Raw genomic sequence first — 25130 nt, 5'->3', positions numbered from 1 at the left:
CGGTCACGCACGACATGAAAGACGCTCGCGTCGCGCCCCTGCCCCGGTACGCCGCCTTTTGCTAGAATATGACGTTTGCCCGGCGACCCGCCGCACCTCGGCAGGCCGCCCATGCCCGCAGCGCTTCCACGAGACAAGACGCCCCAGGCGCACCGCTGCCGGCCAGAACCCCGATGCCTCTTCGCTGGAGATAGAAACGCCCATGGCCGTTGTTCCCACCGCCCAGACCGCCTCGCTTCACGACAGCCTCTCACGTCGCATCCTGATGCTCGACGGAGGCATGGGCACCATGCTCCAGAACGCCCGGCTGTCCGAGGAGGAGTTCCGCGGCGAGCGCTTCGCCGACTGGCCCAGCGACCTCAAGGGCAACAACGACCTGCTGGTGCTGACCTGCCCCGACCTGGTCTCGCGCATCCATCGCGAGTACCTCGAGGCCGGCGCCGACATCGTCGAGACCAACACCTTCAACAGCACGCGTCTTTCCCAGGCCGACTACGGCATGGAAGAACAGGTGCCCGAGCTCAACCGCGAGGCGGCCCGCCTGGCGCGCGAGGTGTGCGATGCGGTGGGCGCCGAGACCGGCATCCCCCGCTACGTGGCCGGGGTCCTCGGGCCGACCTCGCGCACCGCCTCGCTCTCCCCGGACGTCAACGATCCGGCCAAGCGCAACGTCACCTTCGATGCGCTGCGCGAGAACTACTACGAGGCCGCCGAGGCGCTGATCGAGGGGGGCGCCGATCTGATCATGATCGAGACCATCTTCGACACCCTGAATGCCAAGGCAGCGATCTACGCCCTGGAGGAGTTGTTCGAGGCGCGCGGCGAACGCCTGCCGGTGATGATCTCCGGCACCATCACCGATGCCTCCGGCCGCACCCTCTCCGGCCAGACCACCGAGGCCTTCTGGAACTCGGTGCGCCACGCCAAGCCGCTCACGGTGGGTCTCAACTGCGCGCTGGGTGCCGCGGAGCTACGCCCCTACATCGAGGAGCTCTCGACCAAGGCGGAGACCTTCGTCTCGGCCCACCCCAACGCGGGCCTGCCCAACGAATTCGGCGAGTATGACCAGACCCCGGAGGAGATGGCGACCATCGTCGCCGAGTTCGCCGCAAGCGGCCTGGTCAATGTCATCGGCGGCTGCTGCGGCTCCACTCCCGAACATATCGCCGCCATCCATCGCGCCATCCAGGGCATGGCGCCGCGCCGCGTGCCCGAGATTCCCCAGATCTGCCGGCTGTCGGGCCTCGAGCCCTTCAACATCGGGCCCGACTCGCTGTTCGTCAACGTCGGTGAGCGCACTAACGTCACCGGTTCGGCGCGCTTCAAGCGGCTGATCGTCGATGAGGACTACACCACCGCCCTGGAGGTGGCCCTGGAGCAGGTGGAGAACGGCGCCCAGATCATCGATATCAACATGGACGAGGGGATGCTCGAGTCCCAGGAAGCGATGGTGCGCTTCCTCAACCTCATCGCCGGCGAGCCCGATATCGCGCGGGTGCCGATCATGGTCGACTCCTCCAAGTGGGAGATCATCGAGGCGGGACTGAAGTGCATCCAGGGCAAGGCGGTGGTCAACTCCATCTCCATGAAGGAGGGCGAGGACGCCTTCCGCGAGCAGGCCACCATCTGCCGCCGCCATGGTGCCGCCGTGGTCGTGATGGCCTTCGACGAAGCCGGACAGGCGGACACCTTCGCGCGCAAGGCCGAGATCTGCCAGCGCGCCTACCGTATCCTGGTCGATGAGCTCGACTTCCCGCCGGAAGACATCATCTTCGACCCCAACATCTTCGCCATCGCCACCGGCATCGAGGAGCACAACAACTACGCCGTGGACTTCATCGAGGCCACCCGCTGGATTCGTGAGCACCTGCCCCATGCCATGGTCTCCGGCGGCGTCTCCAACGTGTCCTTCTCCTTCCGTGGCAACAACCCGGTGCGCGAGGCGATCCACTCGGTATTCCTCTACCATGCCATTCGCGCCGGGCTGACCATGGGCATCGTCAATGCCGGTCAGTTGGCGGTCTACGATGACCTGGCCGCGGAACTCCGCGAGGCGGTCGAGGACGTGGTTCAGAACCGCCACAGCGACTCCACCGAACGCCTGGTCGACCTGGCCGAGAAGTACAAGGGAGACGGCGGCGGCCCGGCGAAGAAGGAAGATCTCGAGTGGCGCTCCTGGGAGGTGGAGAAGCGCATCGAACATGCCTTGGTCAAGGGGATCACCGCCTACATCGAGGAAGACACCGAGCTGGCCAGGCAACGTGCCGAGCGCCCGATCGAGGTGATCGAAGGGCCGCTGATGGACGGCATGAACGTGGTCGGCGACCTGTTCGGCGCCGGCAAGATGTTCCTGCCCCAGGTGGTCAAGTCGGCGCGGGTGATGAAGCAGGCGGTGGCCTACCTGATCCCCTACATCGAGGCGGAGAAGAGCGCCGACACCCAGGCCAAGGGCAAGATCGTCATGGCCACGGTCAAGGGCGACGTCCACGATATCGGCAAGAACATCGTCGGCGTGGTCCTGCAGTGCAACAACTACGAGGTGATCGACCTCGGCGTGATGGTGCCGGCGGAGAAGCTCCTGCAGACGGCCAGGGAAGAAAAAGCCGATATCATCGGCCTCTCGGGCCTGATCACGCCGTCGCTGGACGAGATGGTCCACGTCGCCAAGGAGATGCAGCGCCAGGGCTTCGAGCTTCCGCTGCTGATCGGTGGTGCCACCACTTCCAAGGCCCACACCGCGGTCAAGGTGGAGCCCCAGTACGCCCAGCCGGTGATCTACGTGTCCGATGCCTCACGCGCCGTGGGGGTTGCCAGCAAGCTGCTCTCGCCCACCCTCAAGCCGGCCTACGTGGCAGAAATAAGTGCGGAGTACGAGAAGGTTCGCGAACGCAACGCCAAGCGTCGCCCCAAGGCCGCCGACCTGACCTACGCCCAGGCCCGGGAGCGCAAGTGTCGCCTCGACTGGAACGCCTACACCCCGCCGCGGCCGGCCATGACGGGTACGCTCTCCTTCGATGACTACGACCTCGAGGAGATGGTCGAGCGTATCGACTGGACGCCCTTCTTCATGAGCTGGCAGCTGGCCGGCAAGTACCCGAAGATCCTCGATGATGCCAAGGTCGGCGAGGCGGCGCGCAGCCTGTTCCAGGACGCCCAGGCGATGCTGCGCAAGCTGATCGACGAGAAGCTGGTGGAGGCGCGCGGTGTGATCGGCATCTGGCCCGCCAACAGCGTCGATGACGACGTCATCGAGGTGTATGCCGACGAGTCCCGCGAGACGGTGATCGAGCGCCTGCACCATATTCGCCAGCAGACCACCAAGAACCGCGACGGGGTCTGCTACAGCCTGGCCGACTTCGTGGCGCCCCGTTACGACGACCAGGGAGAGCCGAGCGGCAAGCCCGACTGGATCGGCGGCTTCGCGGTGACCACCGGCCATGGGGTGGAAGCGCTGGCCGAGCAGTACAAGGCCGCCGGCGACGACTACAACGCCATCCTGGTGCAGTCGCTCACCGACCGCCTGGCCGAGGCCTTCGCCGAGCGCCTCCATGAACGGGTGCGCAAGGAGTTCTGGGGCTATGTGCCCGAGGAGACGCTGGACAACGATGCGCTGATCGCCGAGAAGTACCAGGGCATCCGCCCGGCACCGGGTTACCCGGCCTGCCCCGACCACACCGAGAAGCCCACCCTGTTCAGGCTGCTCGACGCCACCCAGGCGGCCGGTATCACCCTGACCGAGAACTTCGCCATGTGGCCGGCGGCCGCCGTGGCCGGCTGGTACTTCTCGCACCCGCAGTCGAAATACTTCTCCACCGGCAAGATTACCCGTGAACAGGTGGAGAGCCTGGCCAGCCGCAAGGGCATGAGTCTCGAGGAGATGGAGCGCTGGCTGACGCCGGTGCTCTCCTACGACCCCGCCTGACCCGCAGCGGGCCGCCCGGCGGCCCGCCCCTCTTCCTGCTGCGGACCGCCATGCTGCCTCCCTCGACACGCCGCCGCACCATCCTGCGCCTCGCCCTGCCGATCATCGCCGGCATGCTCTCCCAGAGCCTGATCAACCTGATCGATGCGGCCATGGTGGGCTCACTGGGCGAGGTCCCCCTGGCCGGCGTGGGCATCGGAGGCTACATGATCTTCATGATCACCGCCCTGGTGTTCGGGCTCTCCTCCGGGGTCCAGGCCCAGACCGCCCGGCGCCACGGTGAACAGGCCTGGACGCGCCTCGCCATGCCGCTCAATGCCGGCCTGGTCATTGCCGTGGGGCTCTCCCTGCCGCTGACGATGCTCTGCCTGTGGCAGGCACCGGCGCTGATCGCACTGATCAGCCAGGACCCGGCAGTCAACGCCGAGGCGGTGGCGTACTTTCGCTGGCGCGTGCTCTCCCTCGTTGCCGTGGCCATGATCTTCTGCTTTCGCGGCTACTGGAACGGTATCCAGCAGACCGGCCTCTACCTGCGCATCATGCTGGCGATGCATGCCATCAACGTGATGGCGAGCCTGGGGCTGATCTTCGGTTATCTGGGCTTGCCTGCCATGGGGGCCGCCGGTGCCGGCGCCGGCACCACCCTGTCGCTGTTCGGCGGGCTCGTCATCTGGGCCTGGGCAAGCCTTCGCCATGCCCGGCCCGGCGGCTTCCTGGCCGGGCTGCCACGCCGCCTCACCCTCCTGACCACCCTGCGCCTGGCCGGGCCCCACTCCTTCCAGCAGCTTTGGTTCGCGGCGGGCTACGCGGTGCTGTTCTGGATATTGGGCCAGGTCGGCACGGCCAGCGTGGCGGTGGGCCACGTGCTGGTGAATCTCTCGCTGCTGCTGATCCTGCCCGGCGTAGGACTGGGAATGGCCGCCATGAGCCTGGTGGGCCAGGCACTGGGGCGCGAGGAGCATGGCGATGCCCATCGCTGGGGCTGGGAGGTGGTCCACCTGGCCTGGCTCTGCCTGGCGGTGATCGCGCTGCCCATGGCGCTGTTTCCCGACGCCGTGCTCGCCCTCTTCCTGCATGATCCGGCGCTGGTCGAGCTGGCCCGCCTGCCGCTGCGCCTGACGGCGCTGATGATCGTGCTCGACGCCGCGGCACTGGTGCTCGCCCAGGCGCTGCTGGGCGCCGGTGCCAACCGTACGGTGATGACCGCGACCCTGTCGCTGCAGTGGCTGCTGTTCCTGCCGCTGGCCTGGCTGGTAGGCGTCTGGTTCGAGCAGGGGCTGCTAGGCATCTGGTGGGTACAGCTCGCCTATCGCATCCTCAATTCGCTGTGGTTTGCCGCGATCTGGCAGCGCCGGCACTGGCAGCGGCTCTGCCTGTAGGACACGCCTCTAATTACTTTAAGAATAAAAACTATGACTTTTTATTCTTTTAAATAATATACAACCCCGCGTATGGTACACGGCTAGGCACTGCCACTTTCACTGCAGCAGGATGGCTGAATGTACCGCTACGATTCCCACGACCAGACCCTCGTCAACGAACGCGTGACCCAGTTCCGCGACCAGATGGAGCGCTATCTTGCCGGGCGCCTGAGCGAAGAGGAGTTCCTGCCGCTGCGGGTGCAGAACGGCCTGTATATCCAACGCTACGCTCCCATGCTGCGCATCGCCATCCCCTATGGCATGCTGGCCGCCTATCAGCTGCGCAAGCTGGGCGACCTGGCCCGCGACTACGACCGTGGCTATGGCCACTTCACCACCCGCACCAACCTGCAGCTCAACTGGCCGAAGCTCGAGAGCGTGCCGGATATGCTGGCCGAGCTCGCCAGCGTGCAGATGCACGCCATCCAGACCAGCGGCAACGATATCCGCAACACCACCACCGACCAGTTCGCCGGCGTGGCCGAAGACGAGGAGGTCGATCCTCGCCCCTGGTGCGAGCTGATCCGTCAGTGGTCCACCTTCCACCCCGAGTTCGCCTACCTCCCGCGCAAGTTCAAGATCGCGGTGACCGGCGCCGCCGAGGATCGCGCGGCGATCCAGGTCCACGACGTGGGACTGCGGCTGTGGCGTGACGCCCAGGGCGAGGTGCGCGTCAGGGTGCTGGCCGGTGGCGGCCTGGGCCGCACCCCGATGATCGGCGAGGTGGTCCGCGACGACCTGCCCTGGCAGCACCTGCTCACCTACCTCGAGGCGCTGGTGCGGGTCTACAATCAGTTCGGCCGCCGCGACAACAAGTTCAAGGCGCGCATCAAGATTCTGGTCAAGGCGCTGGGGGTCGAGGAGTTCCGCCGCCGCGTCGAGGAGGAGTGGGCTCATCTCAAGGATGGCCCCCAGACCCTGACCCGGGAGAGCATCGCGCGGGTCGCAGCCCACTTCGTGGATCCCGAGCGGCGCCCCGTTACCAACGAGGCCATCGCCGCTATCGAGGCGTTGCGCGGCAAGAATCGCGCCTTCGGCCGCTTCATGACCAACAACGTCCACGGTCACAAGGTGCCCGGCTACGCGTCGGTTACCCTGTCGCTCAAGCGCAGGGGCCACTCGCCCGGCGACGTCACCGCCGAGCAGATGCACCAGATCGCGGATCTCGCCGACGAGTATAGCTTCGGCGAGCTGCGCGTCACCCATGAGCAGAACCTGGTGCTCTCCGATGTGCCCATGGATCGCCTGGAGGCGCTGTGGCACGAGCTCGAAGCGCTGGGCCTGGCCAACCCCACGGTGGGCACCCTGGCCGACCTGATCTGCTGCCCGGGGGGGGACTACTGCGCCCTGGCCAATGCCAAGTCGATCCCGGTCGCCCAGGCCATCCAGGAACGCTTCGAGGACCTGGACTTCCTCTATGACCTTGGCCCGCTGGAGCTCAATATCTCCGGCTGCATGAACGCCTGCGGTCATCACCATGTCGGGCACATCGGCATCCTGGGCGTCGACAAGAAGGGTGAGGAGTGGTACCAGGTCTCGCTTGGCGGCGCCCAGGGCAATGCGGCATCGCTGGGCAAGATCCTCGGCCCCTCCTTCAGCCGCGAGGCGGTTCCCGGAGTCATCGATACCCTACTCAAGGTCTACGTCAGCGAGCGAAGCGACGACGAGACCTTCCTCGACACCTATCGTCGCATCGGTCTCAAGCCCTTCAAGGAGCGCGTCTATGCCTGATCAGGCCCCCCACTCCGCAAGCCAACGCCCCTACCTGTTCCGTGGCCAGCCGGCCGTCGATGACTGGCAGCTGATCCGCGAGGGCCACCCGGCGGATGGAACGCCGGCCATCGTGCCGCTGAGCGAGTGGCTCGAGGGCGAGCCTGGCGAAGCGCGCGCTCCCTGGCTTGCCGCCGATACCGAGCTCGATGACGCCCTGGCCGCCCGCCTCGCCGCGGCACCCCTGATTGCCATCGACTTCCCGAAGTTCACCGACGGTCGCGGCTACAGCCTGGCGCGGCTGCTGCGCGAGCGTCACGGCTATCGGGGCGAGATTCGCGCCATCGGCGATGTGCTGGTCGACCAGCTCTTCTTCATGCGCCGCTGCGGCTTCGACGGCTTCTCGCTGCGCGAGGACCAGTGGCTGGAGGACGCCCTGCGCAACCTGAATGTCTTCAGCCGCGCCTACCAGCCGGCGGTGGACCAGCCCGAGCCGCTGTTCCGGCGCCGCGAGCGCGAACAGCGCCAGGCCGCGCGCGAGCCGGCTGTCGCCTGACCTCGCACCACGCCACCGCTGCGTGGCAGGATGGGTCGATCCGCTGACGAGAGACCCATGCGACCCCGACACCTGCTCACCACCCTCCTCATCGGCACCCCGCTGGCAGCAGCGGGGTGGTTATGGCTGACCATGCTCAGCCCCTTCACCTACGAACGCCCCGAGCATCTCGATCCCATCGGCGAGGGCCCCCATGAGGTCTTCGTCTATGGCACCCTGCGCGTGCCGCCGGTGCGCTGGATCGTGATCGGCGACCGGGTCGAGACCCGACCCGCCTACCTCGAGGACTGGCAACGGAGCGGGCTGGACCTCGAGCCGGCCCCCGGCGAGCGTGTGCCGGGCGAGGTATTGACCGTCGCCGCCGAGGAGCTTGCCCGGCTCGACCGCTACGAGCGGCTGGGCATTCGCTACCAGCGAGTCCGGCTCACCCTCGCCGACGGCAGCGAGGCCTGGGTCTATCGTCGCCTGCCCGAGGCCTCGCCGGCAGCGGCTTCTCCGTGAGCCACCCCGTCGCCCTTGCTACAATGCCGCGAACCGTCGCCAATTGGCCATCTTGCCGAGGAGCCCCATGACCCGGATTACCCTGCTGCACAACCCGCGCTGCTCGAAGTCACGCCAGGCCCTGGCCCTGCTCGAGGAGCGTGGTGTCGAGGTCGCGGTGCGTCGCTATCTTGACGAGCCCCTGGACGAGGCAGAGCTGCGCGTCCTGATCGACCGGCTGGAGGGCGGTGTGGAGCGCCTGGTGCGCACCAAGGAGGCCGAGTGGAAGGCCCTTGCCGCCGATGCCAGTGACCCGGAGCAAGTGATCCGGGCGCTCCTCGTCCACCCGAGGGTCATGGAGCGGCCGATCGCCGACGATGGCCAGCGGGCCGTGATCGGTCGCCCTCCCGAGGATATCCTTGCGCTGCTGGCGTGAGCTTCCCTTTCAACCCCCCGCTTTCTGGAGCTTAGATGAGCGCTTCCCTGCCCTACGTGCTGATCCTCTACTACTCCCGGCACGGCGCCACCCGCGCCATGGCCGAGCGCCTCGCTGCCGGCGTGGAGTCCCTGCGTGGTGTCGAGGCGCGCCTGCGTACCGTACCACCGGTCTCCGCCACCTGTGAGGCGGTGGACCCCGAGATCCCTGCCGAGGGGGCGGTCTACGCCAGCCTGGACGACCTGCGACACTGCGCCGGCCTGGCCATCGGCAGCCCCACTCGCTTCGGCAACATGGCGGCGCCCCTCAAGCACTTCCTGGACGGGACCAGCGAGCTATGGCTGGGGGGCGCGCTGATCGACAAGCCGGCCACCGCCTTCACCTCGACCTCGAGCCTGCATGGTGGCCAGGAGGCGACGCTGCTGACCATGCTGGTGCCGCTGCTGCACCACGGCATGGTCTATGCCGGCCTGCCCTACAGCGAGACCGAGCTGATGGAGACCACCAGCGGGGGCACGCCCTATGGTGCCAGCCACCTGGCTGGTAAACGCAGCGACCTGCCCCTCGATGAGCATGAGCGAAGCCTGGCGTACGCCCAGGGACGCCGGCTGGCTCGCCTCGCCCTGGCGCTGTCCACGCTGCGGGAGAGCGACTCATGAGGGCCGCACTGGAGCGGATGGAGAAGGACAAGGGGCTCGATGTCCTGACCGCCAAGATGCGCCGGCTGGTACTCGGCAGCTACGCCGCGCTGATGGCCATGATGATCTATCGTGGCATGCAGATAGAGGGCGACACCGGCCCACTGGTGCCCATCATCGCCTTCGTGCTACCGCTGGTGCTCTTCCTGCCGTCGCTGATCGGTCGTCGCCCCCGTGGCCATGCCTGGCTGGCCTTCGTCAGCCTCCTCTACTTCGCCCAGGGCGTGATGGTCGCCACCCTTCCCGGGCAGGGCCTGCGTGGCGTGGTCGAGGCGGTGGTGTCACTGGCATTGTTTGCCGGCTGCACCGGCTATGCTCGCTTTCGCAGCCGACAGCTGCGAGGCACCGCCAACGGCAGCTGAACCGCGGACATGCTAGGCTTGGAGCGGCTTGATGCACATCAAGCCGCTTAAGCCAATACTGACGAAAGGAGTTCGTGATGACCGTGACGTTCCGTCCCCTTATCGCCCTCGGCCTGTCGGCCGCGCTTGCCCTGCCGCTCGCCGTCCAGGCCGCAGAACCCGAGGATGCCATCGACTATCGCCAGTCGGCCCTGCGTGTGATGGCCTGGCAGCTGGGTCCCATGGGCGACATGGCCCAGGGCGATATCGAGTATGACGCGGAAGAGTTTGCTACCCGGGCCAACAACCTGGCAGCCGTTGCCCACCTGCCCTGGGAAGGTTTCATGGAAGGCACCCTGCAGGGCGACGACCATGATGCCGAGACCGACGCCCTGGCCAAGATTGCCGATGACTGGGAAGGCTTCGAGGAGAAGCAGGAGACATTCAAGCAGGAGGCCGCCACCCTGGCCCAGATGGTCGAGGACGGCGAGGAGTTCAACGCCCTGCGCCGCCAGGTCGGCGCCGTGGGCAACAGCTGCAAGGGGTGTCACGACGATTTCCGTGCCGAGTAGTCATACCCGGACACCCACCTGGATGTGAATGCGACGGGGCGGCCTTCAGGCCGCCCCGTCGCGCATTCGGCTCATGCGTACCACAGCCAGATCACTGGCAGGGCACAGAGCACGACCAGGACCAGGGCCAGCCACAGGCTCGCCGTACGACGCTCGAGGCCAGCGCCGGGCTCATCCTCGGGACGCCGTTCGAGTGCCTTGCGGCCGGTGATCATGGCGCCCACCAGCCGCTCTCCCTTCAAGCGGTGTACCACCAGTGCCAACAGATGGCCGGCGATCAGCAGCACCAGCAGGTTGGCGTTGAGGTGATGGAGCGCCATGAGGATATCGACGGTATCACCGCCCACCCAGCCGTTCAGCGGCGCCTTGAAGAAGATATCATCGGTCATGAACAGGCCGCTGACCGCCTGGAACGACAGTGACAGCAGCATGACCAGGACCATGGCGCCGCCCAGGGGGTTGTGGCCGGCGAACGCGGGCGGTCTGCCGCCGAGCAGGCGCCGGCCATAGTCGATCATGCTGCCGGGGGAGCGCAGGAAGCTGGCGAAACGCGCATGAGGGCTGCCCAGCAGCCCCCAGAGCCAGCGAAACAGCAGCAGTCCCAGCAGCAGGTAACCCGCGCGGGCATGGATCTCGACCGGAAAGACGAAGGGCGCGCCCTCGGTCTTCATCGTGTAGAACGAGAGCCCCACCAGGGCCACCAGGGACCAGTGAAAAAGGCGAACCGGGATATCCCAAACCAACAGTCGAGTCATCTTGCCTCCCTGCATTTTTCAGATGAGTATCTTGTCATGAGCTGCCAAGCCGGTGGATTTGCCTTACCATAAATGGCAATGCTGGCCATCGCATCAGCCTACTGCCGGTAAGGAGTCTATCACCGTGTCATTACCGTATGCCTGGAAGGAAGCCGGGAAGCTTACCCTGCCCGTGATGTTCGGCTACCTGCCGCTGGGAGCCGCCTACGGGATCCTCGCCGTGGAGGTCGGCATGCCCTGGTGGGCGGCGGTGATGATGTCGCTGGTAATCTATGCCGGCGCCGGCCAGTTTCTCGCCGTTGCGCTGCTCGCCGCCGGCGCCGGACTCATGGAACTGGCCGTGGCCACCCTGATGCTCAATTCCCGGCACCTCTTCTATGGTCTCTCGCTGCTCAAGCGCTTCCAAGGGGCCGGTTGGCGCAAGCCCTACCTGATCTTCGCCCTCACCGACGAGACCTACTCGCTGATCACCAGCCTGCCCGCCGAGCGCGCCGGCGACCAGACTCTAGCCTTCCGGGTCAGCCTGCTCAACCAGGCCTGGTGGGTGCTGGGCTCCATCGCCGGGGTGCTGGCAGGCACCACGCTCTCCTTTGACAGTCGGGGCATCGAGTTCGCCCTCACGGCGCTATTCATCGTGCTCACCCTCGAGCAGGCGCGCCGCCTGCGCCGCTGGTTGCCCTTCGCCATCGCCATGCTGACCGGGCTGGGTGCCCTGCTGCTGCTGCCTGACCGCCATCTGCTGCTGGGCGCCATCGGCGCGGCCAGCCTGATCTTGCTGCTGCACTATCGCCACGTCCAGCACCAGGAGGCACGCGCATGAGCACCCTGTCACTGCTGCTGTTCATCGGCGTCTGCGCCCTGGCGACCTTCGCTACCCGGGTCATCCCCTTCGTGGCCCTGGCCAGGCACGCCGACCACCCGTTGATCCTGCACCTGGGGCGCTACCTGCCCCCCACGGTGATGATGATCCTGGTGATCTATTCACTGCGCGACTTTCGCCCGCTGCTCGATGGCCGGCTCAACGCCGGTGCGAGCGGCTGGCCGATGATCGCGGCCGCGATCATCGTCGCCCTCCTGCACCTGTGGCGGCGCAACGCCCTGCTGTCGATCATCGGCGGCACCGGCGCCTATATGGCCATGGTCCAGCTTGGCTGGATGTGGTGAGGATCGCAACGGGCTCGACATCATGTATAGCGCCAGAAAATATTACCGCGCGGCAAAACAGGTGTTGAGCTACGTCTTCGAAGCGGCGAACATGCACAGAGATTTCAGGAGAGTTCAGCACGATGACACGCAACATTGCCGATATCCGCCGTGACTACGAAGGCGGCCAGCTCGACGAGGCCCAGGTTACCGATGACCCCATGCAGCTGTTCGAGGAGTGGCTGGCCCTGGCGCTGGAGAGCGAGGGCCTCGACGGCAACGCCATGACCCTGGCCACCGCGGACAACCAGGGGCGACCCCACGCGCGAGTGGTGCTGCTCAAGGGCATCGATGAGCAGGGTTTCGTCTTCTATACCAACTACCACAGCCACAAGGGCAGTGAACTGACCAATGTTCCCCACGCCGCCCTGACCTTCTGGTGGCCATCGCTGGCTCGCCAGGTGCGCATCGAGGGGCGTGTCGAGGAGGTCAGCGAGCAGGAGTCCGACGATTACTTCGCCAGTCGTCCCCGGGCCAGCCAGCTCGGCGCCTGGATCGCCACCCAGAGTGTGGTCATCCCGGATCGCACCTGGATCGAGGAGCGTCAGGCACGCTTCGAACAGGCCTACGAGGGGCAGCAGATCCCGCGCCCGGTGCACTGGGGGGGCTACCGCGTCATCCCCGAGATGGTGGAGTTCTGGCAGGGTCAGCCCAGCCGCCTCCACGACCGTATCCGCTTCGAGCGCCGCGACGGCGACTGGCACCACTTCCGCCTGGCGCCCTGAGCCGGCCCATCACGGTACGCGCTATCCGCCGGATCGATGCCGCCGCGGCCTGACCCCAGGGCGGCATGATCGAGAGTCATCCCGAGCCCTCAGTCCGGCAGGCTCTCCAGGCGGTGGCGCTGCCAGTCGCTCTCGGGTTCATTGAGGCGCAGCACCGCGTCGACCACCTGCTCCTCCATGTTGTAGCGCTGCTTGAAGCCCAGGTGCTTCATCAGCGCGCGCATGGGGTGATTGTCGACCATGATCTTGCCGATCATCTCCAGGGTGCCGACGCTGCGGCAGTAATTGATCATCTTGTTCATCAGCAGGCTGCCGATGCCCAGGCCCTGCAGGTCGTCGCGGATGATGACCGAGAACTCGGTGCGGATGTTGTCGGGGTCGTTCCAGACCCTGACCACGCCCAGCATCTCCTTCCTGCCATCCTCCAGCAGGTGCTCGGCGATAAAGGCCATCTGCCGGTCGTAGTTGATATGCGAGAGCATCGACAGGTCGCGCTGTGTCAGGTCTGCCTTGTTGTGGAAGTAGCGGAAGCGGATGCTCTCCTCGGAGAGCTGCCCATGGAAGCTGGTGATCAGCGGCGCATCCTCGGCGCGGATCGGGCGCACCTCGACGTCCCAGCCGTTATTGAGCGTGACCCACTCCCTGAGCTCCTCGGGATAGGGCATGATCGCGAAGCGCGCCGGTTGGCCGAGATCCATGGCGAAGTCCACCGCCACCATGTCATCGCGATTGAGCAGCAGCGGGTTGATCTCCAGGCCACGCAGCTCGAGCAGGTCGCTGGCCATCTGCGACAGCTTGACCAGTAGCTGGCAAAGCCTGTCGATATCGCGGCGCGGGTCGCGGGAGTGCTCATGGATCAGGCGCGCCACATGGGTGTGCTCGATGGTGTCCTCGGCCAGGCGCATGTTGAGCGGCGGCAGCGCCACCTGGCGGTCGGCCAGGATATTGACCTTGTAGCCGCCGATGCCGAACACCACCACCGGGCCGAACACCGGATCGCGGGTAATGCCGGCGCACACCTGCATGGAGTGCTTGCCGCGCTGCATGGGCTGCAGGCAATACTCACGCACCTCGAAGGCGGGATATTTCTCGGCGATCTTCTCGCCCAGCAACTCGACACCCTCTGCTACCTGCTGCGGCGTCCTCAGGTCCTGAAGCAGGCCGGCGGAGAGGCGGTGAGGATGCTTGCGATAGCGGAACGGTCGGCAGTTGCCCTCGTGGATCACCTTGAGGGCCATGCTGCCCTCGAACGCCTCCGCTGCCGCGGCACCCTCCTCCGCTGTCGTCACATAGCGCCGGGTCGCCACGGGAATGCCGTAGGCCTCCAGCACCTGGGCGGTCTCGGAGTGGGTCAACGTTTCGCGCCCCTCGGCCTTCACCGTCTCGATCAGCTTGCGGCAGCGGACACGACTCTCGCGGGTGGTGGAGAACGGCAGGCTCGGGGGCGTCTCCTGCAATAGCGCCTGGACGCGCTGGAAGTTCACCATGTGCATGAAGGCCTTCACCGCCTGCTCGGGCGACACATAGGTGGGGATCCCTGCCAGGTTGCATTCGTGGCGAGCCGAGAAGGCCTCTTCGAGGCCCATGAAGCTGGTCAACAGGTTGCGGCGGAACCGCTTGCGGTTGGCCACCAGCGCCTGGGCAGTCACCTTGGAAGGCGCCAGGCGAGTGGGGGCATGCACCACCAGCACCGCATCGACACCGGGATCCGCGGCGACGATCTCCAACGCATCCACCATCATTTCTGGCGTGGCGTTGCCCCCCAGGTCGACGGGGTTCTCGCCGGGCTTGCTGATATCCAGGCCGCCACTACGCAGGGCGTCACGCGTCTTCTCGCTGAAGTCCGCCAGCTTGCCGCCGGCGTTGATCAGCTTGTCGATGGCCAGCATCGCCGGCCCCAGGCCGTTGGAGACGATCGCCAGTCGGTCGCCACGCAGGGGCTTCATGCGTGACAGGGTCATCAGGGCGTCGAACAGCTCGTCGGAGTCATGCACGCGAACCACGCCGGCCCGGGAGAAGGCGGCATCGAACAGCTGGTCGCGGTTGGCAATCCCCGGGGTTGGCGGTAGCCCGGTGAGGTCGGACTCGGGGGTGCGCCCGCTCTTGATCGCCAGCACCAGACGGTTGCGTGAGGCATCGCGCAGCGCGGTCATGAAATGCTGGGCATCCATCACCTTCTCGAGATGCAGCAGGATTGCCTGGGTCGGCGAGTACTGGTTGATGTAATCCAGCAGGTCGGGAAGCATCACGTCGACGCTATCCCCCAGGGTGATCAGGTGGGAGAAGCCCACCCCGCGGCCCGCCGCCCAGTCGATCATCGCCGTGCCCAGCATGCCCGACTGACCGAGATAGGCGACCTTGCCGCGCTTGATGACCTGGTTGGCATAGGAGGCGTTGAGACGCCGTCCGGGGACGATCAGCCCCATGCACTCGGGACCCAGAACCCGTATGCCGGAGGCGCGGGCCGCCTCCAGCATGCGGCTGCGGATCGAGGCCTTGCCATCACGCTCCTCGTCGAGATGCGAGCCACCGGAGAGCACCAGAGCGGCGCGGCAGCCGAAGCTGCCTAGCCTGGCGATACGGCCCGGTACCGTCTCGACCGGTGAGCAGATCACCGCCAGGTCGGGCACCTCGGGAAGCTGGGAGACACGCGAGAAGGCCGGCTGGCCATGCACGCTGCTGTAACCCTTGGGGTTCACCGCCCAGATCGTGCCGGGAAACTCCCCCTCCAGCAGGTTACGGATGACGATGCCCCCCAGGGATTCCGACTTTTCCGAGGCGCCGATCACGGCGATGGTGCGAGGTTCGAAGAAGTGGCGGAGGAAACGGGTGCTCAAGGCAATCTCCCGGCTGTTGGCGCATGAATTGATGCCTACTGTGTACGACCTATTGACACTGTCTGGCAAGGGCTTGGCCCAAGTAAAGTGATCCCAGTCAGCACGGAGAGCGCCATGATCACCGGTTATATCACCCATCCCGACTGCCACCTCCACCATATGGGGCCGGAGCACCCGGAAAGCCCCTTGCGCCTGGAGGCGATCCGGGCCCGCCTGTCCCTGTCGGGCACCCTGCAGCAGACCATGCAGTCGGAAGCGCGGCCGGCCACCGAGGAAGAGCTCGCCCTGGTCCATCCGGTTCGCCACCTGCGCGCCCTGGATAAGTGCGTGCCGGAACAGGGGATCGTCACCCTCGACAGTGACACCATGATGAACCCCGACAGCCTCAAGGCGGCCCGCGTCGCCGCCGGGGCGGTGATCCGTGGCGTCGATCAGGTGTTTCGCCAGCAGGCCGACAATGTCTTCTGCGCGGTGCGCCCGCCCGGTCATCACGCCGAAGCCACCGATGCCATGGGGTTCTGCTTCTATAACAATGTCGCGGTGGGAGCCGCCTACGCCCGCAAGAAGTACGGCGCGCGGCGCATTGCCATCCTCGACTTCGATGTCCACCAGTGCAACGGCACCATCGACATCTTCAAGGACGACCCCGAGGTGCTGGTCTGTACCAGCTTCCAGTTCCCCTTCTACCCCTGGCGCTACCTGCGCAGCGAATGGCAGAACGTCATCAACACGCCGCTCTCCGCCGGCACCGACAGCGCCACCTTCCGCCGCGCGGTCGAGGATGACTGGCTGCCCGCCCTGCACCGCTTCAAGCCCGACCTGGTACTGCTCTCCTCGGGCTTCGATGCCCACCGTGAGGATGAGATGGCAGAGCTCTGCCTCGAGGACGAGGACTTCCACTGGGTGACCCGGATGGCACTGGAGATCGCCGAGCTCTATGCCGATGGGCGACTGGTATCGGTACTCGAGGGCGGCTATCACCTGGAGTCGCTGGGACGCTGTGTGGATGCCCATGTCAAGGCGCTACTGGGACTGCCGCTCAGCGATGACGCTGCCGACCGTCAGGCCGCCGAACCCACCGCCGCCCCGGGCGGCCGCAGCTAATCCCCATGCACCATGGGTGACGAATCGGTCGGCGCACGGGATACCCGGCACCCGGTGGCGTTGTGATAAGCTCGGGAAAACCTGTTTCCTATAGTGAACCCGCGCCATGACAGCAACCAACGATCAGGATGCCGCCCTGCGCATCGCCTCCGGACGCAAGCCCTTCGTCGAGCCGCTGCGCCTCGGCGAACGCCTGCGTGAGATCCGCCTGGCCAACCAGTGGACGCTGGAAGACGTCAGCCAACGCACCGGCCTGGCACGCTCGACCCTGTCGAAGATCGAGAACGACCAGATCTCCCCCACCTTCACCGCGGTCCAGAAGTTGATCGGCGGGCTGGGAATCGACCTTCCCCAGCTGCTCTCACCGCCTCGCCAGCAGGCACGCACCACGGGGCGGCGCGACCTGACCCGGCGCGGCCAGGGCGAACTGCACCCGACCCCAACCTACGAGCACGAGCTGCTCAGCTGCGAACTGGCCCAGAAGCGCATGATTCCCTTCAAGACCATCGTGCGGGCACGCCACTTCGACGAGTTCAGCGAGTGGGTCCGCCACGACGGCGAGGAGTTCCTGATGGTGCTGGAGGGCGAGATCCTGCTGTATACCGAGTTCTACGAGCCGCTGGGGCTGGAGAGCGGTGACAGCATCTACTTCGACAGCGCCATGGGCCATGCGCTGGTCTCGACCAGCAGCGAGGATGCCGTGGTACTGTCGGTATGTACCCGCAGCGAGGCCGCCTGATCAGGCATTCTCCCGCCGCCTGTCACCGGGCCGTCGAGGCGGGATGGCGTCGAGCTCGAGGCGCCGGTGGGCATGGATCGCCTGGAAATGGCGACCCTTGGCCCGGGCCACCAGCATGACCCCGAAGCGCTCCGCCAGCTCCACCCCCTTCTGGGTCACCCCGGAGCGCGACACCAGCACCCCGATGCCCATCTGGGCCACTTTGATCACCATCTCCGAGGTCAGCCGGCCGGTGGTATAGAAGATATCCGCCCCGCTGGTCTCACTCTCCCCCAGCCATTGGCGCCCCGCCAGGGTATCCACCGCATTGTGGCGCCCCACGTCCTCCACGAAGTCGAGCACTGCCTCCTGGCGGCACAGCGCGCAGCCGTGCACCGCCCCGGCGCTGCGGTAGGTCTCGTTATGGGCTCCCAGGTTCTCGAGCAGGGCATAGAGTACCGACTGACGCACCGGGGTATCCGGCAGGGAGTGCCGGGGCACGGCGTCCAGTATGCGACCGAACACCGTGCCCTGGCCGCAGCCTGTGGTGACGGTGCGATGTCCCAGGCGCTCGTCGAGGTCCTCGGGCAGGTGCCGGGTCACCACCGCGGCGGCCTCCACTTCCCAGTCGACATGCACCGCCTCCAGATCCTCGCGTCGCTCGAGCAAGCCCTGATTGCGCAGGTAACCCACCACCAGCGCCTCGGGGTCGGCGCCCAGTGTCATCAGGGTGACGATCTCGCGCTTGTTGAGGTAGAGCGTCAGCGGGCGCTCGGCGGCGATCGCCTGCCGGCGCGGGTCGCCATACTCGTCGAGGACCTCGATCTCCAGGGTGGCAGGCAGGCGGGCACGGCTGAGGCTGATCGGTGACATCCGGTGCGGGCTCCTGGAAAGACATTGCCCGGTCATGATGGCATTGCCGATACTGAAAGTCTTTAATGGACTTACCCATGGTTGAGAGACGCCCAATGACAGCCGTAACCAACCACCGCAGCGTAAGCCTTGCGCTGGACGAAGTAACGACCCACATCAAGGGGTTCGTCTCGCGTCGTCACGTTATCCGCGAGCTGACCCCTGGCGACGCCGGGCCCTGGACGCTGACCCTGCAGCTCACCATGACCGAGCGCGCCGCCTATCGCTTCAACCTGACCTCCGCTACCCCGCGGCTCTTCGTGCGCTGTGGCGATGCCGGCGAGCCTCCTGTCCCCTCGGCGATCACTGCCAGCCAGGACGTCGCCGCCAGCTGGATGGATGGCGAACAGCAGGTGCTGGACGTAGCGATGCCGGTGGCGATCCAGGCCTGGCTCGAAGCCTTCCTGGCCCACCACGGCGAGGCGCCGGAAGAGGGGCGCAAGAAGAAGCGCAAGGGCGCCGGCCGCGCCCGGGAGATGACGCCATGAGTCGCCTCGAACGCTGGTCACGCCGCAAACGGGGGGTCGAAGCACCCGACGAGCCCGACCGGGACCCCGTGCCACTTTCTTCCGAGCACACTTCTTCCGAGCACGCCGAGAACGCGGCCGCCGGCGAGGCGCAGCCGGACGTGGCAGCCGAGCCCGAGGCACCGCCCGGCAGCCTCGACCACACCCTGCCCGACCCCGACGCCCTGCCTCCCGGCGCCGACTTTACCGCCTACCTCAAGCAGGGTGTCAGCAGCCAACTGCGGCGGCGCGCCCTGCGTTGCCTGTGGTCCTCCGGTAACTACGGCGTCCGCGACGGGCTCGATGACTACGACGAGAACTATCGCGAGGTGCTGAAACCCCTGGCCCGGGACGTGGCAGAGCAGCTACGGCGCTGGACCCGCCCCAGCGAGGAGGCACCGATGGCGCCGGAGGCCGAGGAGCAAGAAGCCGAGGAGCAAGAAGCCCTGGCGGAGGCCCGGCCAGCGGACGCCGCCGAATGTGACGACCGGGATGACACCATAGCCGAGGCCCGGCCGCGGCGCGAAGCGCCCGCGGAGAATCGATTAGACGCAGAGGCCAGCGGCGGCGATAATAAATTTAGCCAATCCTGATCTTAACTATTCACGAATAACGACAATAAACGCTATACCACGACCGTGAGGCTGCATGACATCATCCATTGACGCCGTATGCGTGGACGACGCTACCAATCGCAGCGCCCGCGAGGCGGCCAGCAAGCGTGTCTCCTGGCCGGTCAACCTGACCCCCGCCACTGTCACCTACGCGAGTGCCGGCCACGCCCTGCTCCTGGGTGACGAGGTCAGCGTGCGCCAGGCGGCGGACCGCCTCAAGGGGCGAGGGCTTGCCGCCATCGCCCTGCTGATAACCGAGCCCAGCAGCGACGCCGCCGGACTCGACGACGCCGAGGTCGAGGCGCTGCTGGAGAACACCCGGTGGCTACCCTGCCAGACCCTGACACCCACCCAGCGGGGCCAGCTGCGCATCGAGGGCTACCTGGGGCGATTCGGCATCGGCCTGCACGGCCCGGATGCACGGCTCGACCTGGCGCTGGCGCTGCTCGGCCGTCGCCATGCCGACCTGATCCTCGACCTGGGTCACACCCCCGCTCTCGAGCTCGAGCTGCCGCCTCCCGGCTATCGCCACCTCGCCTGGAGAGGGCCGGGGTGCGCTGAGGCCCTGGACGAGTTCGCCGAGCTGCTCGGCGAGTTCGACAAGCCACGCTACCTCCAGATCAACACCGACCTCTGCGCCCACTCCGCCTCGGGCAATGTCGGCTGTACACGCTGCCTCGAGGTCTGCCCCGCCGACGCCATTGCCAGTCACAAGGGTCGCATCGAGTCGCGTATCGAGATCGATCCCTACCTCTGCCAGGGTGTCGGCAGCTGCTCCAGCGCCTGCCCCACTGGCGCCATCCAGTTCCGCCTGCCGGAATCGGCGCGTCAACAGGAGGCGCTGGACAACTGGGTGGACGCCTATCGCCAGGCCGGCGGCAAGGCAGCGGTGATGCGCTTCGTCGAGGCCGGCGACCTGGAGGCCGAGGATGAGCCGGCGGGCTGTGTGCTCGACGTCCCGCTCGAGGAGCTTGGCAATGCCGGCCATGACCAGTGGCTCACCGCCTTGGCCGCTGGCGCCGCCGAGGTGCGTATTCAGGTGCATCCCGAGCTACCCGCAAGCCTGGCAGCCTTTATCGACGACCAGATCGTCCAGGCGCGCACCCTTCTCGCGGCGCTGGGCCATGCGCCGGACCGCATCCAATGCATCCAGCGTGGTGACCACGCCGCCCGCGACGCCTGTCCGGTGCATCTACCGCTCGTCGACGAACCGCTGGCCCTCACCGCCGAGCACAAGCGGGACCGCCTCGAGGAGGTGCTGGCGCGCCTGACGGCACTCGGCAAGGCCGACGGACAACGCCATCGCATGCCACCCGGTGCCGCCTATGGCGGGCTTGAGATCGACCGCGACGCCTGCACACTCTGCTTCGCCTGTGTCAGCAACTGCCCCACGCCGGCCCTGGCTACCGGTGATGACTCCCCGCTGCTCAGCTATCGCGAAGCCGATTGCGTCCAGTGTGGCCTGTGCGTCGAGGCCTGCCCCGAGGATGCCATTCGCCTGGCGCCCGGCTTCCTGGCCGCTGCGAGTCGCACCGAGCGACAGGTTCGCCACGAGGAAGCGCCCTTCTGCTGCACGCGCTGCGGCAAGCCCTTCGCCACCGCGGCCACCATCGCCACCATCAAGGCGAAGCTGGCCGAGCACCCCTACTTCGCCGGCGACGCCGCCGCGCGCCTGGAGATGTGCGAGGACTGCCGCGTCAAGGATGTGTACCAGAGCATGGTCCGCGACCCCGAATCCCAATTGAAGGTATGACGCCATGAGCCAGGAGATGGATCAGGAGATGCTGGCCCCGGAGGAAGCGACGGCTGAGCAGCAGGCACTGCGGGCAGACCTGTATCGGCTGCTGGCACGCCTGCTGCGCGAACCCGCCGATGGGGAGCTGCTGGCATGGCTCGCCGGCATCGAGATCGAAGGGGCGGACGGGGAGAGCCGAGATCCGGTTGCCTCGGCCCTGGTGGCCCTTGGCCATGCCGCCGCCGCCGCCGACCCGGGCACGCTCGAGCGCGCACACTTCCGCCATCTGGTGGGGGTGATCCAGGGCGAGATCACCCCTTACGCCTCCTGGTACCGCAACGGCGAACTGATGGACCAGGCACTGGTATCGCTGCGCGAGGACCTGCGCCGACTGGGCTTCGAGCGCAGCGAATCCAGCCGTGATCCCGAGGACCACCTGGCCGCCATGCTCGAGATCATGGCCATGCTGGTCGATGACCGCTCACCGGCAACCGCCACCTTCTTCATGACGCACCTTGCACCATGGACGGAGCGTTGTCTGGGCGATCTGGCCCGAGTCGACAACGCCTTCTATGCTCGAACAGGAGAGCTGGGCGTGTGCTTCATCTCGCGGGAGCGAACCCAGCTGGCCGCAGAGGCAGAGCGCACCCCCGTCAGGATCATCGAGCCCTGACCCGCCAGGAGCCCAGGTAACGAGGCCGGTGGGCGGCCATCACAACATAAACGAGAAGAACATCCCGTGAAGAGCATCCCGAGAAGAGCATGAAAGAGGAGACCACCATGCGCGCGACAAGCAACCCGGAGCGCCGGCGCTTCCTGAAGACCCTGGGCGCCGGCACCGCCGCCGTGGGTGCCGCTGCCGCCGTGGGCCAAGTGACCCTGGCCCAGGCCGACAACGTGGCGAAGGCCGCCCCCCCGAAGGCCGACAGCCACTACCACGAAACTCCCCATATCCGGGCCTACTACGCCACCCTGCGTGATTGACGGCCGCCAGCGAGGAGAGAGATGTCATGCGTCTGACTCGTAAGACACAGTCCCAGCGGCCCCAGGGCTTGGGCATTTCCCGTCGCCAGTTCCTCAAGCGGAGCGGCGCGACCACCGGCGGCCTGGCCGCCGCCGGCTTCATGGGCACCCCCATGATGCGCCGCGCCGAGGCGGCCGAGAAAACGGCATATTCCGACGCCCCGGTGGAGACCAGGCGTACCGTGTGCTCCCACTGCTCGGTGGGCTGCGGCGTCTACGCCGAAGTGCAGGAAGGAGTGTGGACCAAGCAGGAGCCGGCCTTCGACCACCCCTTTAACCGCGGCGCCCACTGCGCCAAGGGCGCCTCGCTGCGCCAGCACGGTCACTCCAGTCGACGCCTCAAGTACCCCATGAAACTGGTGGGTGGCGAGTGGCAACGCCAGAGCTGGGAGGACGCCATCGAGGAAATCGGCAACAAGGTGCTCGACCTTACCGAACAGCATGGCCCTGACAGCATCTACTGGCTGGGGTCGGCCAAGTTCAATAACGAACAGGCCTACTTGATGCGCAAGTTCGCTGCCCTGGCCGGTACCAACAATACCGACCACCAGGCACGCATCTGCCACTCCACAACCGTGGCCGGCGTGGCCAACACCTGGGGCTACGGGGCGATGACCAATTCGCTCAACGATCTCCAGAATGCCAGGTCAATCCTGTTTATCGGCTCCAATCCCGCCGAGGCTCATCCGGTCGCCATGCAGCATATCCTGCTGGCGAAGGAGAAGAATAACTGCGACATCATCGTTGCCGATCCGCGTTTCACACGTACGGCTGCCAAAGCGAACAAGTTCGTTCGCTTCCGCCCAGGTACGGATGTTGCCCTGATCTGGGGCATTCTATGGCACGTGTTCGAAAACGGCTGGGAGGATCGCGAGTATATCGACCAGCGCGTCTATGCCATGGACGAGGTGCGCGCCGAAGTGGCCAACTACCCGCCCAGCGAGGTGGAGCGCATCACCGGCGTTCCAGGCCAGGAAGTTTATGACACTGCACGGCGCCTGGCGAAGAACCGCCCGGGCTGCGTGGTCTGGTGCATGGGCGGCACCCAGCACACCACCGGCAACAACAACACGCGTGCCTATTGTGCGCTGGAGCTTGCGCTTGGCAACGTCGGCAAGTCCGGTGGCGGGGCCAACATCTTCCGCGGCCACGACAACGTCCAGGGCGCAACTGACCTGGGGTTGATGTCTCATTCGCTGCCCGGCTACTACGGCCTCGCCGAGGGCGCCTGGAAGCACTGGGCTCGGGTCTGGGACCTCGACTACGAGTGGCTCAAGGGCCGCTTCGACCAGACCGAGTACGCCGACGGCCAGCCCATGTATACCAACGGCATCACGGTGTCGCGTTGGATCGACGGGGTGCTGGAGGATGACGAGAACATTACCCAGCGCACCCAGCTCAAGGCGATGTTCTACTGGGGCCACGCCGTCAACTCCCAGACCCGCGGCCCCGAGATGCAGAAGGCCATGCAGCAGCTGGAGATGATGGTCATCGTCGACCCCTACCCCACCGTGGCGAGCGTCATGCATGGCCGCCAGGATGGTGTCTACCTGCTGCCGGCGGCGACCCAGTTCGAGACCACGGGTAGCGTCACTGCCACCAACCGCTCGCTCCAGTGGCGTGACAAGGTGATCGACCCGCTGTTCGAGTCCAAGCCCGACCACGAGATCATGTACCTGCTCTCGCGCAAGCTGGGCTTTGCCGACCAGCTATTCAAGAACATCGAGGTCAAGGGCACCGAGCCGGTGATCGAGGACATCACCCGCGAGTTCAATGCCGGCATGTGGACCGTGGGCTACACCGGTCAGAGTCCGGAGCGACTCAAGGCGCACCAGCAGAATTGGCATACCTTCAGCTTCCGTGACCTCAAGGCCGAGGGCGGCCCCGTCGACGGCGACTACTATGGCCTGCCCTGGCCCTGCTGGGGCACTGCCGAGATGGGCCACCCCGGCACCCCGATCCTCTACGACACCAGCAAGAAGGTCTCCGAGGGCGGCCTCACCTTCCGCGCCCGCTTCGGCATCGAGCACAACGGCCAGAGCATCCTCTCCGATGGCTCCTTCAGTGCCGGTTCAGACCTCGAGGACGGCTACCCCGAGTTCACCGCCGAGATGCTCAAGGACCTGGGCTGGTGGGACGACCTGACCGCGGAGGAACAGGCCGAGGCCGAGGGCAAGAACTGGAAGACCGACCTCTCCGGCGGCATCCAGCGTGTGGCCATCGCCCACGAGTGTGCGCCCTTCGGCAACGCCAAGGCGCGCTGCAACGTCTGGACCTTCCCCGACCCCATTCCCAAGCACCGCGAGCCGCTCTACACCAGCCGCCGGGACCTGGTCGAGGATTATCCGACCTGGGACGACGTGGCCTCCCACTACCGCCTGCCGACGCTCTACAAGAGCATCCAGGAACAGGATGTGACCGGGGACTACCCGATCATCCTGACCACAGGGCGCCTGGTGGAGTACGAGGGCGGCGGCGAGGAGACTCGCTCCATGTCCTGGCTCGCCGAACTGCAGCAGGAGATGTTCGTCGAGATCAATCCGGCGCTGGCCAACGACCTGGGCATCGCCGAGGGCGATGACGTCTGGGTCGAGGGTGCCGAAGGTGGGCGCGTCAGGGTCAAGGCGCTGGTCACCAACCGCGTGGCGCGGGAAGTGGTGTTCATGCCCTTCCACTTCGGTGGCATGTTCCAGGGCGAGAACCTGCACGACCGCTATCCCGAGGGCTCGGCCCCCTACGTACAGGGCGAGGCGGCCAACACGGCCACCACCTACGGCTACGATTCGGTGACCCAGATGCAGGAAACCAAGTGCACCTTGTGCCGCATCGAGCGCGCCTGACGCCTGACGAAACACGCGGGGC

Annotated in this window: 23 protein-coding genes; 20 read left to right on the top strand and 3 right to left on the bottom strand. The window is 66.4% G+C overall.

Annotated features, from left to right (window positions below):
- Positions 1-202 precede the first annotated feature (202 nt).
- The 9 genes from metH (at position 203) to NFH66_RS08550 (ending at position 10136) form a co-directional block, all read left to right on the top strand.
- Positions 203-3922 carry a methionine synthase gene (metH, locus tag NFH66_RS08590; RefSeq protein ID WP_349609862.1) on the top strand — a complete coding sequence of 1240 codons (3720 nt, stop codon included), beginning with the start codon at positions 203-205 and terminating at the stop codon, positions 3920-3922.
- Between the two features lie 50 nt (positions 3923-3972).
- On the top strand, positions 3973-5301 hold the full coding sequence (locus tag NFH66_RS08585; RefSeq protein ID WP_349609860.1) for an MATE family efflux transporter: 1329 nt from the start codon (positions 3973-3975) through the stop codon (positions 5299-5301).
- 120 nt (positions 5302-5421) lie between these two features.
- Positions 5422-7074 (top strand): nitrite/sulfite reductase, encoded by a 1653-nt coding sequence (locus NFH66_RS08580; RefSeq protein ID WP_349609858.1) that lies wholly within the window; start codon positions 5422-5424, stop codon positions 7072-7074.
- The gene (locus tag NFH66_RS08575) at positions 7067-7609 is read left to right on the top strand and encodes a DUF934 domain-containing protein (protein WP_349609856.1); all 543 of its coding nucleotides are present in this window, start codon (positions 7067-7069) and stop codon (positions 7607-7609) included. The genes NFH66_RS08580 and NFH66_RS08575 overlap by 8 nt, the downstream gene beginning before the upstream one ends.
- Positions 7610-7666: 57 nt before the next feature.
- Positions 7667-8110, top strand: coding sequence for a gamma-glutamylcyclotransferase family protein (locus NFH66_RS08570; RefSeq protein WP_349609855.1), 444 nt, complete (start codon positions 7667-7669; stop codon positions 8108-8110).
- A 67-nt stretch (positions 8111-8177) separates the two neighbouring features.
- Positions 8178-8525, top strand: coding sequence for an arsenate reductase (glutaredoxin) (gene arsC, locus NFH66_RS08565; RefSeq protein WP_349609853.1), 348 nt, complete (start codon positions 8178-8180; stop codon positions 8523-8525).
- 35 nt (positions 8526-8560) lie between these two features.
- Complete coding sequence (gene wrbA / locus NFH66_RS08560; protein WP_349609852.1) at positions 8561-9184, top strand: NAD(P)H:quinone oxidoreductase; 624 nt, start codon at positions 8561-8563, stop codon at positions 9182-9184.
- The gene (locus NFH66_RS08555) at positions 9181-9585 is read left to right on the top strand and encodes a DUF2069 domain-containing protein (RefSeq protein ID WP_349609850.1); all 405 of its coding nucleotides are present in this window, start codon (positions 9181-9183) and stop codon (positions 9583-9585) included. The genes wrbA and NFH66_RS08555 overlap by 4 nt, the downstream gene beginning before the upstream one ends.
- A gap of 77 nt (positions 9586-9662) precedes the next feature.
- A complete protein-coding gene (locus tag NFH66_RS08550; RefSeq protein WP_349609848.1) occupies positions 9663-10136 on the top strand; it encodes a c-type cytochrome in 474 nt (157 codons plus the stop codon).
- Positions 10137-10207: 71 nt separating this feature from the next.
- On the opposite strand, the gene NFH66_RS08545 is transcribed toward NFH66_RS08550, so the two are convergent.
- Entirely contained in the window at positions 10208-10891 is a 684-nt protein-coding gene (locus tag NFH66_RS08545) for a cytochrome b/b6 domain-containing protein (RefSeq protein ID WP_349609846.1), read from the bottom strand.
- A gap of 124 nt (positions 10892-11015) precedes the next feature.
- On the opposite strand from NFH66_RS08545, the gene NFH66_RS08540 reads away from it, so the two are divergent.
- From NFH66_RS08540 to pdxH, 3 genes are all read left to right on the top strand, one after another.
- The gene (locus NFH66_RS08540; protein ID WP_349609844.1) at positions 11016-11711 is read left to right on the top strand and encodes an AzlC family ABC transporter permease; all 696 of its coding nucleotides are present in this window, start codon (positions 11016-11018) and stop codon (positions 11709-11711) included.
- The gene (locus NFH66_RS08535) at positions 11708-12055 is read left to right on the top strand and encodes a branched-chain amino acid transporter permease (protein WP_349609842.1); all 348 of its coding nucleotides are present in this window, start codon (positions 11708-11710) and stop codon (positions 12053-12055) included. The genes NFH66_RS08540 and NFH66_RS08535 overlap by 4 nt, the downstream gene beginning before the upstream one ends.
- A gap of 122 nt (positions 12056-12177) precedes the next feature.
- Positions 12178-12819, top strand: a complete 642-nt coding sequence (pdxH, locus tag NFH66_RS08530) for a pyridoxamine 5'-phosphate oxidase (protein WP_349609840.1) — start codon at positions 12178-12180, stop codon at positions 12817-12819.
- A gap of 89 nt (positions 12820-12908) precedes the next feature.
- Here pdxH and NFH66_RS08525 read toward each other — a convergent pair whose 3' ends face one another.
- Positions 12909-15656 (bottom strand): bifunctional acetate--CoA ligase family protein/GNAT family N-acetyltransferase, encoded by a 2748-nt coding sequence (locus tag NFH66_RS08525; protein ID WP_349609838.1) that lies wholly within the window; start codon positions 15654-15656, stop codon positions 12909-12911.
- 114 nt (positions 15657-15770) lie between these two features.
- Between NFH66_RS08525 and NFH66_RS08520 the strand changes: the two genes are divergently transcribed.
- Together NFH66_RS08520 and NFH66_RS08515 are read left to right on the top strand one after the other, a co-directional pair.
- On the top strand, positions 15771-16760 hold the full coding sequence (locus tag NFH66_RS08520) for a histone deacetylase family protein (protein WP_349609836.1): 990 nt from the start codon (positions 15771-15773) through the stop codon (positions 16758-16760).
- Between the two features lie 106 nt (positions 16761-16866).
- Complete coding sequence (locus NFH66_RS08515; protein WP_349609834.1) at positions 16867-17499, top strand: helix-turn-helix domain-containing protein; 633 nt, start codon at positions 16867-16869, stop codon at positions 17497-17499.
- Here the strand turns inward: NFH66_RS08515 and NFH66_RS08510 are convergent, their stop codons facing one another.
- A complete protein-coding gene (locus tag NFH66_RS08510) occupies positions 17500-18351 on the bottom strand; it encodes a formate dehydrogenase accessory sulfurtransferase FdhD (protein WP_349609832.1) in 852 nt (283 codons plus the stop codon). It abuts the gene before it with no gap.
- 95 nt (positions 18352-18446) lie between these two features.
- Between NFH66_RS08510 and NFH66_RS08505 the strand changes: the two genes are divergently transcribed.
- The 6 genes from NFH66_RS08505 to NFH66_RS08480 all read left to right on the top strand — a co-directional run bounded on the left by NFH66_RS08505 (position 18447) and on the right by NFH66_RS08480 (position 25108).
- Positions 18447-18878, top strand: a complete 432-nt coding sequence (locus NFH66_RS08505; protein ID WP_349609830.1) for a DUF3305 domain-containing protein — start codon at positions 18447-18449, stop codon at positions 18876-18878.
- On the top strand, positions 18875-19489 hold the full coding sequence (locus NFH66_RS08500; protein ID WP_349609828.1) for a DUF3306 domain-containing protein: 615 nt from the start codon (positions 18875-18877) through the stop codon (positions 19487-19489). Before NFH66_RS08505 ends, NFH66_RS08500 begins: the two co-directional genes overlap by 4 nt.
- A 55-nt stretch (positions 19490-19544) precedes the next feature.
- Positions 19545-21263, top strand: coding sequence for a 4Fe-4S dicluster domain-containing protein (locus NFH66_RS08495; protein ID WP_349609826.1), 1719 nt, complete (start codon positions 19545-19547; stop codon positions 21261-21263).
- A 4-nt stretch (positions 21264-21267) separates the two neighbouring features.
- Entirely contained in the window at positions 21268-21918 is a 651-nt protein-coding gene (locus tag NFH66_RS08490) for a TorD/DmsD family molecular chaperone (RefSeq protein ID WP_349609824.1), read from the top strand.
- Positions 21919-22025: 107 nt separating this feature from the next.
- Positions 22026-22229 carry a twin-arginine translocation signal domain-containing protein gene (locus tag NFH66_RS08485; protein WP_349609822.1) on the top strand — a complete coding sequence of 68 codons (204 nt, stop codon included), beginning with the start codon at positions 22026-22028 and terminating at the stop codon, positions 22227-22229.
- A 26-nt stretch (positions 22230-22255) separates the two neighbouring features.
- Complete coding sequence (locus tag NFH66_RS08480; protein WP_349609820.1) at positions 22256-25108, top strand: molybdopterin-dependent oxidoreductase; 2853 nt, start codon at positions 22256-22258, stop codon at positions 25106-25108.
- Positions 25109-25130: the final 22 nt, after the last annotated feature.

Origin of the sequence: Halomonas sp. H10-9-1 (assembly GCF_040147005.1) — a bacterium.
GTDB lineage: Bacteria > Pseudomonadota > Gammaproteobacteria > Pseudomonadales > Halomonadaceae > Halomonas.
Note: the sequence above shows the minus strand (reverse complement) of the source record. Positions and strands in the feature narration are given on the sequence as shown.

Coding starts and splice junctions, on each gene's coding strand:
- metH (WP_349609862.1), top strand. CDS start 203: ATGGCCGTTGTTCCCACCGCCCAGACCGCCTCGCTTCACGACAGCCTC.
- NFH66_RS08585 (WP_349609860.1), top strand. CDS start 3,973: ATGCTGCCTCCCTCGACACGCCGCCGCACCATCCTGCGCCTCGCCCTG.
- NFH66_RS08580 (WP_349609858.1), top strand. CDS start 5,422: ATGTACCGCTACGATTCCCACGACCAGACCCTCGTCAACGAACGCGTG.
- NFH66_RS08575 (WP_349609856.1), top strand. CDS start 7,067: ATGCCTGATCAGGCCCCCCACTCCGCAAGCCAACGCCCCTACCTGTTC.
- NFH66_RS08570 (WP_349609855.1), top strand. CDS start 7,667: ATGCGACCCCGACACCTGCTCACCACCCTCCTCATCGGCACCCCGCTG.
- arsC (WP_349609853.1), top strand. CDS start 8,178: ATGACCCGGATTACCCTGCTGCACAACCCGCGCTGCTCGAAGTCACGC.
- wrbA (WP_349609852.1), top strand. CDS start 8,561: ATGAGCGCTTCCCTGCCCTACGTGCTGATCCTCTACTACTCCCGGCAC.
- NFH66_RS08555 (WP_349609850.1), top strand. CDS start 9,181: ATGAGGGCCGCACTGGAGCGGATGGAGAAGGACAAGGGGCTCGATGTC.
- NFH66_RS08550 (WP_349609848.1), top strand. CDS start 9,663: ATGACCGTGACGTTCCGTCCCCTTATCGCCCTCGGCCTGTCGGCCGCG.
- NFH66_RS08545 (WP_349609846.1), bottom strand. CDS start 10,891: ATGACTCGACTGTTGGTTTGGGATATCCCGGTTCGCCTTTTTCACTGG.
- NFH66_RS08535 (WP_349609842.1), top strand. CDS start 11,708: ATGAGCACCCTGTCACTGCTGCTGTTCATCGGCGTCTGCGCCCTGGCG.
- pdxH (WP_349609840.1), top strand. CDS start 12,178: ATGACACGCAACATTGCCGATATCCGCCGTGACTACGAAGGCGGCCAG.
- NFH66_RS08520 (WP_349609836.1), top strand. CDS start 15,771: ATGATCACCGGTTATATCACCCATCCCGACTGCCACCTCCACCATATG.
- NFH66_RS08515 (WP_349609834.1), top strand. CDS start 16,867: ATGACAGCAACCAACGATCAGGATGCCGCCCTGCGCATCGCCTCCGGA.
- NFH66_RS08510 (WP_349609832.1), bottom strand. CDS start 18,351: ATGTCACCGATCAGCCTCAGCCGTGCCCGCCTGCCTGCCACCCTGGAG.
- NFH66_RS08505 (WP_349609830.1), top strand. CDS start 18,447: ATGACAGCCGTAACCAACCACCGCAGCGTAAGCCTTGCGCTGGACGAA.
- NFH66_RS08500 (WP_349609828.1), top strand. CDS start 18,875: ATGAGTCGCCTCGAACGCTGGTCACGCCGCAAACGGGGGGTCGAAGCA.
- NFH66_RS08495 (WP_349609826.1), top strand. CDS start 19,545: ATGACATCATCCATTGACGCCGTATGCGTGGACGACGCTACCAATCGC.
- NFH66_RS08490 (WP_349609824.1), top strand. CDS start 21,268: ATGAGCCAGGAGATGGATCAGGAGATGCTGGCCCCGGAGGAAGCGACG.
- NFH66_RS08485 (WP_349609822.1), top strand. CDS start 22,026: ATGCGCGCGACAAGCAACCCGGAGCGCCGGCGCTTCCTGAAGACCCTG.
- NFH66_RS08480 (WP_349609820.1), top strand. CDS start 22,256: ATGCGTCTGACTCGTAAGACACAGTCCCAGCGGCCCCAGGGCTTGGGC.